This is a genomic window from Streptococcus parasanguinis (genome assembly GCF_040908565.1).
In the GTDB taxonomy this organism is placed as follows: domain Bacteria; phylum Bacillota; class Bacilli; order Lactobacillales; family Streptococcaceae; genus Streptococcus; species Streptococcus parasanguinis_AC.
The window spans coordinates 1-12,388 of sequence record NZ_JBDGEA010000014.1; the positions used below are offsets into that span (position 1 = coordinate 1).

General features: G+C 42.9%; 10 protein-coding genes and 1 pseudogene. 2 read left to right on the top strand and 9 right to left on the bottom strand.

Annotation, left to right across the window (positions count from 1 at the left end; all coding sequences use genetic code 11):
* A partial coding sequence (locus AB5Y61_RS07490; RefSeq protein ID WP_368403711.1) for a putative polysaccharide biosynthesis protein occupies positions 1–1,494 on the bottom strand: 1,494 nt, incomplete at its 3' end.
* A 91-nt stretch (positions 1,495–1,585) separates the two neighbouring features.
* On the opposite strand from AB5Y61_RS07490, the gene AB5Y61_RS07495 reads away from it, so the two are divergent.
* The gene (locus AB5Y61_RS07495; protein ID WP_368403712.1) at positions 1,586–3,031 is read left to right on the top strand and encodes a UDP-N-acetylmuramoyl-L-alanyl-D-glutamate--L-lysine ligase; all 1,446 of its coding nucleotides are present in this window, start codon (positions 1,586–1,588) and stop codon (positions 3,029–3,031) included.
* Positions 3,032–3,070: 39 nt separating this feature from the next.
* On the opposite strand, the gene AB5Y61_RS07500 is transcribed toward AB5Y61_RS07495, so the two are convergent.
* The 5 genes from AB5Y61_RS07500 to AB5Y61_RS07520 form a co-directional block, all read right to left on the bottom strand.
* Positions 3,071–3,721: a DUF1803 domain-containing protein gene (locus tag AB5Y61_RS07500; protein WP_368403713.1), complete on the bottom strand. Its 651-nt coding sequence runs from the start codon at positions 3,719–3,721 to the stop codon at positions 3,071–3,073.
* Positions 3,705–4,217, bottom strand: a complete 513-nt coding sequence (locus tag AB5Y61_RS07505; RefSeq protein ID WP_368403714.1) for a YiiX/YebB-like N1pC/P60 family cysteine hydrolase — start codon at positions 4,215–4,217, stop codon at positions 3,705–3,707. The genes AB5Y61_RS07500 and AB5Y61_RS07505 overlap by 17 nt, the downstream gene beginning before the upstream one ends.
* A gap of 63 nt (positions 4,218–4,280) precedes the next feature.
* Positions 4,281–5,216 carry a manganese-dependent inorganic pyrophosphatase gene (locus AB5Y61_RS07510; protein ID WP_368403715.1) on the bottom strand — a complete coding sequence of 312 codons (936 nt, stop codon included), beginning with the start codon at positions 5,214–5,216 and terminating at the stop codon, positions 4,281–4,283.
* 123 nt (positions 5,217–5,339) lie between these two features.
* Complete coding sequence (pflA, locus tag AB5Y61_RS07515) at positions 5,340–6,134, bottom strand: pyruvate formate-lyase-activating protein (protein WP_003005017.1); 795 nt, start codon at positions 6,132–6,134, stop codon at positions 5,340–5,342.
* 213 nt (positions 6,135–6,347) lie between these two features.
* Positions 6,348–8,669, bottom strand: coding sequence for an endonuclease/exonuclease/phosphatase family protein (locus tag AB5Y61_RS07520; protein ID WP_439145118.1), 2,322 nt, complete (start codon positions 8,667–8,669; stop codon positions 6,348–6,350).
* 101 nt (positions 8,670–8,770) lie between these two features.
* Between AB5Y61_RS07520 and treR the strand changes: the two are divergent.
* Positions 8,771–9,480: pseudogene (gene treR / locus AB5Y61_RS07525) on the top strand (trehalose operon repressor).
* Between the two features lie 186 nt (positions 9,481–9,666).
* Here treR and AB5Y61_RS07530 read toward each other — a convergent pair.
* Genes AB5Y61_RS07530 through AB5Y61_RS07540 form a run of 3 tightly spaced genes read right to left on the bottom strand, consistent with a single transcriptional unit; the run spans position 9,667 to position 12,361 of the window.
* The gene (locus AB5Y61_RS07530) at positions 9,667–10,470 is read right to left on the bottom strand and encodes an ABC transporter ATP-binding protein (protein ID WP_368403717.1); all 804 of its coding nucleotides are present in this window, start codon (positions 10,468–10,470) and stop codon (positions 9,667–9,669) included.
* Between the two features lie 9 nt (positions 10,471–10,479).
* A complete protein-coding gene (locus AB5Y61_RS07535; protein ID WP_368403718.1) occupies positions 10,480–11,373 on the bottom strand; it encodes an ABC transporter permease in 894 nt (297 codons plus the stop codon).
* A gap of 10 nt (positions 11,374–11,383) precedes the next feature.
* The gene (locus AB5Y61_RS07540) at positions 11,384–12,361 is read right to left on the bottom strand and encodes an ABC transporter substrate-binding protein (RefSeq protein ID WP_368403719.1); all 978 of its coding nucleotides are present in this window, start codon (positions 12,359–12,361) and stop codon (positions 11,384–11,386) included.
* Positions 12,362–12,388: the final 27 nt, after the last annotated feature.

The following is a 12,388-nucleotide window of genomic DNA, read 5'->3' on the forward strand; positions in this document are numbered from 1 at the left end:
CGATACGCGGCCATTTGGTGAGAAAATCCAGCCAAAAATCAAGCCTGCGATCAAAACTCCAAGTAGCATCACCACCGTTAGAATTGAGCCAAGTAATGTGCGCTTGAAGACGATGGTCCGATTAAACTGAGTAATGCTTTGGATCTCCCGATACATGAGTACGATTGGTACCAGTAAGGCGATAGTTGTTGACAAAAGCGGCCCATAAGAACGAAAGACCAGAATAAATGGAATTTGGAGGACCAATTTCACCACTACTCCATAGAGGAAGTAGCGAATAGCTTTGCGGTTTTGGAAGAGAGCTTGAATCATTGGGGACAAGACTGTGTAAAGACCCAAAATCACCGTCTGCAACATCGCTACGATAAAGAGTCCCAAAGCCAAGTCATCTGGTTTCCCATAAAATACTGTATAAAGTGGTTTTGCGACTGCAACTGCACCAAAGGTAGCTGGAAGCAAGAAGGCTAGCAACATGGTCAAGTTATCCTGTACGAGCTTGCCTGCAGCTTTTAAGTCGCCCTTGACATAATTCTCAGTCAACAGAGGAATCCCAACTCCCCCAATCGAAGTCGCTACTGCGATCAAGATCATGGTGATTTTGTTTGGATTAGCAGAGAAATAACTAAACATGACCAAGAGCTGTTTCTGACTATAATCTGTAAACCAAGACATGACATTGATAAAGGTCATCTGGTCGACAATTTGAAAGAGCTGAATGGCGGAACCAGTGATGATGAAAGGAACGGCCTCACGGATAGTATCCATGAGAAGCGCACGAGTATCGATTCCTTCACTTCTCTCTTGCTTTCTAAAAATAGAAGAGAGCAAGCCTGTCTTTGCAAGGTAATAAAAGAGCACCAGAAGGCTCGCTCCCATACCAATAAAGGCCGCAAAGGTCGACTGCGTCACAGCCTGCACATAATCTCCTGAGCCAGTCTTCATAATGAAGAAGGTCGTGAGCAACATCCAGATGACCCGGATGACTTGTTCTGCAATCTGGCTAATAGCGTAAGGTTTCATGTTGTTAAAACCTTGGAAAAATCCCCGAATGACACTCATCGAAGGAAAGATCAAGACAGCCCAAGAAAGGCTCTGCATGATCGGAATCAACTCTTTTCCCCCACCTGAAAGGCTCGCAAAGACAGGAGATAAAAGATACATGAGAATGGCAAATCCAAGGCCTAGTATTCCCATGAATTTCAAGAAGCCCCGAATCAAAGCAAAGCTATGATCGGCTTGGTCTCGGGTATTGTATTTGGCTACTTGCTTGGCAACAGCTACAGGTACCCCAGCTGTTGAAATCAAGAGAAACCAAGCGTAGATATTGTATCCCATTGTAAAAAGACCATTGGCTTGTGGCCCATATTTTCCCATCCAAATATACCAAGGAATAATATAAGCGGCTCCTAGCAAACGGCTGATAAAGTTGCTGGCTGTCATCCAGGCAGTCCCGCGTAGCATCTGGGCTTGCTGGTCATTTTGTTCGTGACTCATTGGTGTCCTCTTTCGTTTCTTCTTCTCTTCATTATAAACTTTTCCATGACACTTGTAAAATAGGGACTTTAGGTTTACAATAGAAAGTATGATGATAAAGATAGAAACTATATTAGATATTTTAAAAACTGATGGTCTCTTCCGTGAGATTATCGACCAAGGACATTACCACTACAACTACAGCGATGTTATTTTTGACAGCATCAGTTACGATAGCCGAACAACCAAAGAAAATACTCTATTTTTTGCAAAAGGAGCTGCCTTTAAAAAAGAATATCTGTTTTCAGCTATCGCACAAGGGCTTGGTTGGTACGTGGCTGAGCAGGACTATGAAGTTGGTATTCCTGTTATTGTTGTCAACAATATTAAGAAGGCCATGAGTTTGATTGCCATGGAATTTTATGGCAACCCTCAGGAAAAACTTAAAATCCTTGCTTTCACTGGTACTAAAGGAAAAACAACAGCGGCTTACTTTGCCTATCATATCTTGTCCCAACGCTACCCAACAGCCCTCTTATCGACAATGAATACAACTTTAGATGGCAAGACTTTCTTCAAATCTTCCTTCTCAACTCCTGAAAATATTGATCTCTTTGATATGATGGCTCAAGCGGTTAAGAATGGGAGAACCCATCTGGTAATGGAAGTTTCCAGCCAAGCATATCTGGTAAATCGAGTGTATGGATTAACTTTCGACGTGGGAGTTTTTCTCAACATCACACCAGACCATATTGGACCGATTGAACACCCAACTTTTGAGGATTATTTCTACCACAAACGTCTCCTCATGAAGAATAGCCGAGCCGTTGTTATCAATAGCGATATGGATCATTTCTCCGTCTTGAAAGAGCAAGTCGAAGGCCAAGAACATGACTTTTATGGAAGCCAGTCTGAGAATCAAATTGAAAACTCCAAAGCTTTCAGCTTCTCAGCCACTGGTAAATTAGCTGGAAACTATGATATCCAACTGATTGGTCACTTCAACCAAGAAAATGCTGTGGCTGCAGGTCTTGCCTGCCTTCGCCTAGGTGCGAGCCTCGAGGATATCCAAAAAGGGATTGCTAAGACGCGCGTTCCTGGCCGAATGGAAGTCTTGACTCAGAAAAACGGTGCTAAGGTCTTCATCGACTATGCCCATAATGGAGATAGCTTGAAAAAACTGCTCTCTGTTGTCGAAACCCATCAAACGGGGACCATTTCACTAGTTCTCGGATCAACTGGGAATAAAGGAGAGAGCCGCCGCAAGGACTTTGGCTTACTCTTAGAAGAGCATCCTGAGATCCAAGTCTTCCTCACAGCGGATGATCCCAACTATGAAGATCCTTTGGCAATCGCTGAAGAGATTAGTAGCTTCATCACGCGCCCTGTCGAGAAAATCGCAGATCGCGAAGAAGCCATTCAACTGGCTATGGCGACAACCAGCAAGCCTGAAGATGCTGTTATTATCGCTGGAAAAGGAGCGGACTGCTACCAAATCGTCAATGGCGTAAAAGAAGAGTATCCAGGTGACGCCGCCATCGCTGAACGTTATCTATAATCAAACAAAACAAGGCTAGGAAGTTTTCCTAGCCTCTTTCTATTGTTTGATAAACATCAGTCTTTCCTTATCCAAGTCCACTGCTAATGCATATTTGCCTTCATTATTTTTGCGGATATAGCCTAAGACTTCTAAACTATCGACAAAGATATCTCTGCGCTTTTGCTGGACTACTTCTTTTTTGAGAAATTTGAGCAAAAAGCTAGTCATATACTTGAGAGCATACTCAGGATTGACATCTCCCAAGATAGCATAGAGCTTCTCTTGCTCCTCCGTCAATAGATATTGGTGTTTCATCTTGTAGAAGTAATTGGAAAGAGTCTGTGCATTTCGCTCAAAGTCCGTCTCTTCCACCAAAATCGCTTCGTTGGTAGTATTGCGGAGTTCTGTTTGAAAGACCTTGGCTTTTAATTCTTGATAAAGTTCACTATCCTCTCGGACAAAGACCACTTCATCCAGGTCAACCCGATCAACTGACTCTAAGAAAGGCAAATTGAGAGTGTAGCGTTTATTTTCTCGAAGGATCAAGCTCGCTTTGATATACTCCTCCATCAGCTTATCCACTGGTTGATCTGGAAATTGGGCCTTGATTTGCCGCAGGATCACATCGTCGTGCTGATCCAGATAGTTGATCAAGTCCTTGAAAAATGGCTGACGTGTCAAACGTGTGGGATTAATGATGGTAATCATCCAAATACCTTTCTTTAAACTGTAGCTGTGGTGATTGGGCTAACTGACTAGGATTGGTCCCGGGCTGATTCAGAGGTACAGCTAGTCCTAGATCTCTGTAGTAGGCTTTCCAAAAGGAACTAATCTCTTCTTCTCCCTCTCCAAACTTCATTGGAATGGTATCAAAAATAGGAAGAATTGCTGCTACAAACTGGGAACAATAGAAACCATCTCCATCTGGATAAAAGGAAGCATTGTAGGGAGAACCTAAAAGGTTTTCCGACAACTTTTTGACCTCTTTGAGATCGATTTTCGGATAGCGATAAAGGTCATAGACTTTTCCAGCTTCGAAGAAGTCCTCAGGGGCCTGGACCAGGACGCCACCTTCCACCGTAGCATGATAAATGGAACCGTCCAAAAAGATAGCCACGTGACTGTAGTTACCTGTAGAAGCCTGGATAGCCTGCCCCATTTCTGTATCTTCTTTCACAAAAATCAAATCGCCATTTTCTAACATACTTCTCTCCTAGCAAAAAAGGAGCCGAAACTCCTTTTTAACAATGGGCTTCCCCATCTATGATTATGCATTAAAGCTTTCAGTCAATTGAGGTACCACTTGTTTCTTACGTGAAACAGCACCTGGAAGGAAAGCGTGGTTGTTTTCAAGTTTGAAGTCGAAAGCTGCTTCTACCTTGTCCATATTAGCACCAAGAGCCAAAATTTCTGAGTTTGAGTTCACGATATCTGTAATCATCAAAACAAAGTCAGAGTAGCCGTTAGCTGCATTTGCGGCTTGGATAGCTGCTTCGATTTCAGATTGGCGTTCCAAGACTTCAGCGATATCAACTGTATTGACTTGAGCCACACGAACATTGTTTCCGTTGAGTTCGAAGGTCTTGGCATCGATATCAATCAATTCTTCAGCAGATTTGCTTGCCAAGTTTGTACCAGCCTTGAGCATGGCAAGACCGTATTCTTCCAAGTTGACACCAGCCAATTCTGCCAATTCAGGTGCAATCACTTTATCAGATGGGTGTGTTGTTGGAGATTTCAAAAGAAGGGTATCTGAAATCAAACCTGAAAGCATCAAACCTGCCAATTCTTTTGGCACTGCTACACCGTGTTCTTTGAACATGCGGTATACAATAGAAGATGCTGATCCAACTGGTTCCAAACGCATGTAAAGTGGGCTGGCAGTTTCAAAGTTAGCCACACGGTGGTGGTCCACCACACCGTAAACTTCTACTTCAGCGATATCTGAAACAGATTGTTGGAATTCATTGTGGTCCGTTAAGATGACTTGCTCTGCACCTTCTGCTTTAGCAGATGTGATCACGCGCGGTGCTTCCACACCAAAATAATCCAATACGAAAGCCGTTTCTTCATTTGGAGTTCCAAGAGCCACCGCTTCTGTATCCAAACCATAAGCATCTTTTGCAAGATAAGCAAAGGCTACAGATGAACCAATGGCATCTGAGTCAGGGTTTTGGTGACCAAAAACGAGAATTTTTGACATATTTCTACCTCTTTATTTCATTTATAGATTCACTCTATTTTAACACGTTTTTCCGTTTAAAGAAAGGGAAGAACAATGCATTCACTAGAAAAAACAGTTGGGATTGCCAACTGTTTTTCTTCTTTATCCTTTGACCCGTTTCAGGTAATCTTGGTAACTTTCTGTTTCCATCAAATCTTTTGCATTTTGGACCCGTTCTTTTGTCGGTGGTTTCACACCCTCCAATTTGTACGGAATTCCCAATTCACGCCATTTGAATTCCCCCATAGTATGGTAAGGAAGGATCTCAAATTTATCGACATTTTTAAGGGTTTTAACAAATTTTCCAAGTTCGATCAAGTCGTCATCTCGGTCTGTCAAACCTGGCACCAAGACGTGGCGAATCCAAACGGGCTTGCCAATATCAGACAAATACTTGGCACAAGCTAGAATCGTTTTATTGGTATGGCTGGTCACAATTTTGTGTCGTTCATCATTGATTTCCTTGATATCAAGAAGCACCAAGTCTGTCACTGCCATCAAGCGGTCAAATTTTTCCAAATAACGAGGCGTATTCCGGAAAGGAAGAGCACAGGTATCCAAAGTACAATGAATGCCCAACTCTTGAGCCTTGGTAAAAAGTGCAATCAAAAAGTCAATCTGCAAGAGGGCTTCTCCACCACTGACAGTGATTCCCCCTTTTTCGCCCCAAAATCCACGATAACGGAGGGCTTCTTCTAAGACATCATCCACCGTCCGCTCACGGGACTTGTTGGTTTCCATTGCCCAAGTATCTGGATTGTGGCAGTATTGACACCGCATTTGACAGCCTTGAAGGAAGACAATAAAGCGGATCCCAGGCCCGTCTACTGCACCAAAACTTTCTGTCGAGTGTACCATTCCTGTTACTTTTCCATAGTCAACTGTTTCATTTTCCATTGAGGAACCTCTTCTCTTGAAAACGTTTTATGATTTTATTATATCACGATTCCATCTATTTTAAAGAGTTTAAGCTTCTTTTTGAAAAGAAACTGTTCTTTTCAGTAGTTTTCATTGTCCTAGTACAGTTTCCAATATGGGACTAACTGTCCTGTATTTTAATAGAAAAAAGGAGCCAGCGACTCCTTTTTTAGATCTTTCTTATGAAACACGTTAGTAAGTCATCCTTTTTTTCTTATACCAGACAAGACTCATCGTAGCTACTGCAACTCCAAAAAGAGCTAGATAGCTTGTTTTTTGTCCAGTAGATGGAAGGATTTTCCGTTTACCTGGTGTCTTAGTTTCTGTTACTGCCTCTTCCTTGTCTTCTTGCTTCTCATCTTCGTTCTTGCCCTTCTCTTTATTTTCAGCTGTTGAACTCTTTTGTTCATTAGCTTGGTCCTGATGAGGGGCTAGTTGAGTTCCTGTATTCGATGAAGAAGGGCTGGTTTGTTCCGTTGCTTGTCCTGTATTTCCTTGTTGATCATCCGTCGGCGTTCCTGGAATTTGTGCTCCACTAAAGTCGATTTGGACCAAGACAGGATCATGGTCTGATGCACGACCGTGTTCCTTCATAAAGGAAGCATTGATATGGACTGGTTCAAACCTTGCTTTGGCTGCCATGTTGTTTGAGATAAAAATGTTATCCAATACTTGATTGCTACCACGGTAGAAATAAGAATAGCGATCACCTGCATCATGTTGGGACATTAAGTTGGTTAGCTCATTGCCCGCAAGGATCTGTGCTGTGGTTGAGAAATCGTAATCATTAAAATCACCCGTCAAAACGAAGGTCGCCTTCGGATTTTGCTTCAATCCTTCTTGGACGAATTGATGGATGACACTAGCTTGTGCTTCACGAGTTGGCAAGGTATGTTCCACTGCTGGTTGGCTTGCCCCATAAATAGCATCATCTCCGATTTTTGATTTCAAGTGATTGGCAATCACCACAACTGGTTGACCTTTGAATTCAAACTCAATAGCTAAAGACTTGCGAGTATGATTAAACGATGGATCGTTAGGGGCAATCCGAGCTGGATTTTTAACCAGGTGTCCCTTGTCAAATTGTGCTGCTTCGTTGCTAGTCGCTGCCTCTTTCTTGGCTAAGGTCACACGTTCTGGATTGTAGAGGATTCCCAAACGAATATTAGAACCAGGCTTTCCTCCGTCAGCCCCATCTAGTGGAGCAACCTCCGTATACTCATAGCTCTTGCCACCCAATTCCTTGATCCGATTGGCTAGTTTGCGTCCACTTTCAAGACCACTGGTCGTCCCGTCATCCACACTGCCATTATTGTCCTGCACTTCGATCAAAGTAATAATATCCGGATTGTGAATTTCATGGATAAAGGAATTGGCAATCAGCGTCACCTTATCCTCTGGCGTTTCATTTTTGGCATTGTTGGCCGAGAAATTTTCAATATTATAGGAAGCGATGGTCAGCTTGTCCTCACTTGGTTGGGTTTGAGCTGATTGACGCTGCAAGCCACCATCTTGGACCGTCAGCTGTTGAGTGGGCTCTACCTTATAAAAGCTATTCCGATACGTTACCACTCCTGTTACGTCTTCTGCAAAGTAATCCTTGGCTTTTGCGACAAACTGATTACCAACATAAATCGGGATCGTCGCTGTATTTTGCGCATGTGGCCGTAGATTCAGACCTCCAATATTGTTGAAAGGAAGGCCTGTAAAATCTTCTCCCAATACATAGATATCTCCTTTATACTGGGGACCTAGAACATGCGGTTTCTTTACTACAGTGAGCATGCCTTCCAGACTTTCCCAATAATCGAGGGCATCGGTTTCTGGAGCATAAGCAGTTGGATTAGTCTTCACCTCTGCCGGCATCCCCGCAGTGATATTCACAGCTTCTGGAAGAGGGGCTGTCCCGTCTTTTGTGATCCAAGCATCAACCAACATGGTCACCGTTAAACTATTCGTCGGTTCCTTAAAGGTCTTCCCCGCTCCCAAGGTGACTTCTTCCATATAGCCTTCTTTGACGGTACCGGTGATTTTTACCTTGTCACCGACCTTGACCTTGTATTTAGAAACTACATAAATCCCATCTGAAGTCCGACTATTACCATCCGATTCAATATCTTGAGCATAAAAACCATAGCGGTCTGTTTTGGTCACCACCGCATTTTTGATGGCTACCTTTTGGCCTTCAAGTGGAGAGCGTTGCGCTTCCCCTTGAATCTCCCCAATCTTAACCGTTTTCTCTTCGGTATCCTCCGAGGAACTGCTAGATATCTCTCCTCTATCACTCGAAGCTCTCGTCGTAGCTTCTGTAGTTGTTGTAGCGGAAGTCGAATGATTTGTCGAGCCTTCCTCGCTACTAGTGTTCGTCACAAGTGCTGGCTCTGAAGTCGAAGCTGTGGTCTCGTCAGCAACTACCGTGAGGGCACTGTTAAAGACCCCAAACTGACTAGCCAATAAGGTAGCTACTGCTAATAATCGAATCTTTTTTCCGTTATATCTCATGCTTCTCTCCATCCCTAAAAAGTTTTCCTCTTTTATTATAAGGGAATGGTTTTACATTTTCAAGCGCTTTCAAAAATATTTTTCAAAAAAAAACAGACAAGCGAGTCCAAATCATGAAAAAATGCCAACATATCTATCAAATTTTTAAAGAGCAAATATTAGAAGAAAAATATCTAGTCGGGGATTTTCTGCCTAGCGAAAATGACTTAAAAGAGCACTACCAGGTCAGCCGAGATACCATCAGTAAATCCCTCAAGCTCTTCCAGGAGGAAGGCTTTATCGAGACTGTTCAAGGGATGGGGTCGCAAATTTGTAGACAATCCCATTTTGACTTTTCTGTCTCGCAATTAACCAGCTACTAAGAAATCGTCGAAGCTTCTGGTCTTCAGTCAGAGACCAATGTCATTCGTTTGGAAAAAATCGTTATCGATGAAAAAGGAGCCAAAAAAACTGGATTTCCCCTTCATCGTTTGGTTTGGAAAGTGACCCGGCAACGAGTGGTAGATGGCGTCGCTTCTGTCTTAGATATTGATTACCTGGATAGAGAGTTGATCCCTGGCCTGACTAAGGAAATTGCCAGCGCTCTATCTACCAATATATAGAAGAAGACTTGAATTTGCAGATTGGCTATGCCAAGAAAGAAATTTTGATTTCACCAATCGATAATCGCGATAAGATCTTACTGGATCTTGGAAAAAACCAACACGTGGTAACGGTCCGCTCCCAAGTTTACTTAGCAGACGGTCGGCAATTCCAGTTCACCGAAAGCCGTCATAAATTAGACAAGTTTCATTTTGTCGACTATGCAGAGAGGAGGAAATAAAAAGGAGGCTGGGACAAAAGTCCTAGCCTCTCAGTTATCTTTGTATTGTCGAGCAAGACGCAGTGATTGAGTGGGCTCTACTACACTGATTTCATCTGCTTTTACAGCCCTACTCAACTGTGCGGAGGTGGGACGACGAAATCGAATTCTAACGAATGACCGATTTCTGTCCCACTCTCTTTTATTCTATCCTAAGACCAATTCATCACTCACCAAGGTTTCACCACTGTTCTTGTGGAAAAGATGCATCAAATCTTCAACCGTTAGGTTTTTCTTTTCTTCTCCTTTGACGTCGACAACGATCTTGCCTTGGTAGAGCATGATCAAGCGGTTGCCGTATTCAATAGCATGGTTCATATCATGCGTAATCATCAAGGTTGTCAAATCATGGCTTTCCACGATCTTTTGTGTCAATTCCATGACCATTTCACTGGTCTTGGGATCAAGCGCTGCGGTATGTTCATCCAGAAGCAAGAGTTTGGGTTTAACCAAGGCTGCCATGACCAAAGTCAAAGCTTGACGTTGCCCACCAGATAGATATTGAGTATCGACTTTGAGACGGTTCTCTAAACCAATATTCAGTTCCTTCAAGGCTTCACGGAATAATTCGCGATCCTTCTCCCGAACGCCCCAGCCCAAACCACGAGATCTCCCCCGACGTTGGGCAATGGCCATATTTTCTTCAATGGTCAAACGAGAAGCTGTCCCCATTTTAGGATCTTGGAAGACACGCGCAATATCCTTAGCACGCTTACGAACACTGGTATTTTTGATGGAGTTGCCTTCAAGCAAGATATCTCCTTCATCTACGACCAGATTTCCTGCCAAGATGTTCATCAAGGTTGATTTCCCAGCTCCATTTCCACCGATGACCGAAATGAAGTCCCCTTCTTCTACTTGGAGATTCAAGCCTTTTAAGACATGGTTTTCATTAACCGTTCCTGCTTCAAATGTCTTATGAATGCCTTCAATTGATAATAATGTTGCCATACTATTCTCCTATTTATTTCCTAACTTCAATCCGCGAACACGAAGACGTTTTTGCGCCTCAGGAGCGAACAAGACAATCGCGAGCAAGATCGCATTGAAGAGACGAACCATATTTTGATCGAGATTTGGGATCTCGTAAATATTTAAGATAATCAAACGGTAAACAATGGCTCCAACCCCGATGGAAAGCAAGCGCCAACCAATGGTCAATTCGTGGATCAAAACCTCAGCGATAATCACCGCACTCAAGCCAACCACGATCGTCCCTGTACCAGAAGTCACATCTGAGAAACCATCATTTTGAGCAAACATGGCTCCACACAGAGCAATCAAGCCATTTGAAATCATGCAGCCCAACATCTTCATGTTGTCCACATTAACCCCATTAGCCTCACTCATCGGGATGTTATCACCTGTCGATCGTAGAACCAAGCCAAGTTGCGTCTTCATTAAGAGGGTCAACAAGATACATACGATGAACAAGCAGGAAATACTAATCAAAAAGACAGCTTCTTCATTGGAAAGTCCTAATTTCATGACACTCTTGAAAATGGTATCTGCATCGCCAATAGAAAGATTGGGAACTCCCCCCATGATTTTGATATTGATAGAGTAGAGACCCGTCAAAGTGACAATCCCTGTCAAAAGGGCTGGAATTTTCATTTTTGTATGGAGAATCCCAGAGATCAAGCCTGCGATCATCCCTGCTAGAAAAGCCAATAAGGTCGCCAGCCAGGGATTTCTTCCCGCTTGAATCTGTGAAGCCACAACCGCTGCTCCAAGTGGAAAGGCTCCTTCTGCTGTCATATCGGCAATATCTAAAATTCGAAATGTTAAGTAAACACCGATCGCCATGATCGACCACAATAAACCTTCTGATAAACTTGATAAAACGAAATTCATCTCAAACCTCCTATTTTTCTACCTTCAACGAGCTAATATCAATTCCAAGCTCTTTAGCCATCTCTTTATTGGTATGCAATTCTAATTTTTCAGGTGTTTCAACTGCGACTTTTCCAGGTTTCTCACCCTTCATGATGCGAATAGCCATCCGAGCTGCTTGTCTTCCCAATTCCTCATAATCGGTACCAAAATTGTACAAACCACCCGTAGTTACCATCTCAGTAGATCCACCAAAAACTGGCACCTTGTGACTGAGGGAAACCTGTTTGATGGTTTCCATTGTAGAAGAAATGATATTATCCGTCGGAACAAAGACGATATCTGCTTCTGACATGATACTGTCTGCTGCTGCTTTCACATTGTTACTATCGAGAATGGTTTTTTCAACCACTTGATAACCTTTGGCTTCTAGGATCTTCTTCGCATTGTCTTTTTGGACAACTGAGTTAGGCTCACTTTGCGTATAGAGAATCCCAACTGTTTTTGCTGTCGGGAGCACTTGTTTGATCAAGTCTACCTGTGTAGCGATCGCATCTTCTGACTGGTCACTTGTCCCTGTGATATTGCCACCTGGTTCTTTCAAGTTTTTCACCAATTTCGCTGCCAATGGATCGGTCACAGCTGAGAAGACAATAGGTGTTGATTTAGTGGTATTAGCCAAACTTTGAGCCGAAGGAGTTGCAATCGCAAAGACGAGATCACTTTCTTCAGCCAATTGTTTGGAAATATTTTTCAGATTTCGTTGCTCCCCTTGAGCATTTTGGAAATCGATCTGAATATTTTTCCCATCTATATAGCCCTCTTTCTTCAACTCCTCGATAAAGCCTTTTCGTGTCGCATCGAGCGACTTATGGGTGATGTACTGGGAAATCCCAATTCGAAAGACATTGTCTTTTTTAGCATCCTTCAGGTGGTGTAAGGTCACCAATGATGTTAATAGAAGTCCTACAACTAGGACAGGTGCTAGTAATTTTTTGACTACTTTCATTTCAAACTCCTTTACTGCAAAAATAAA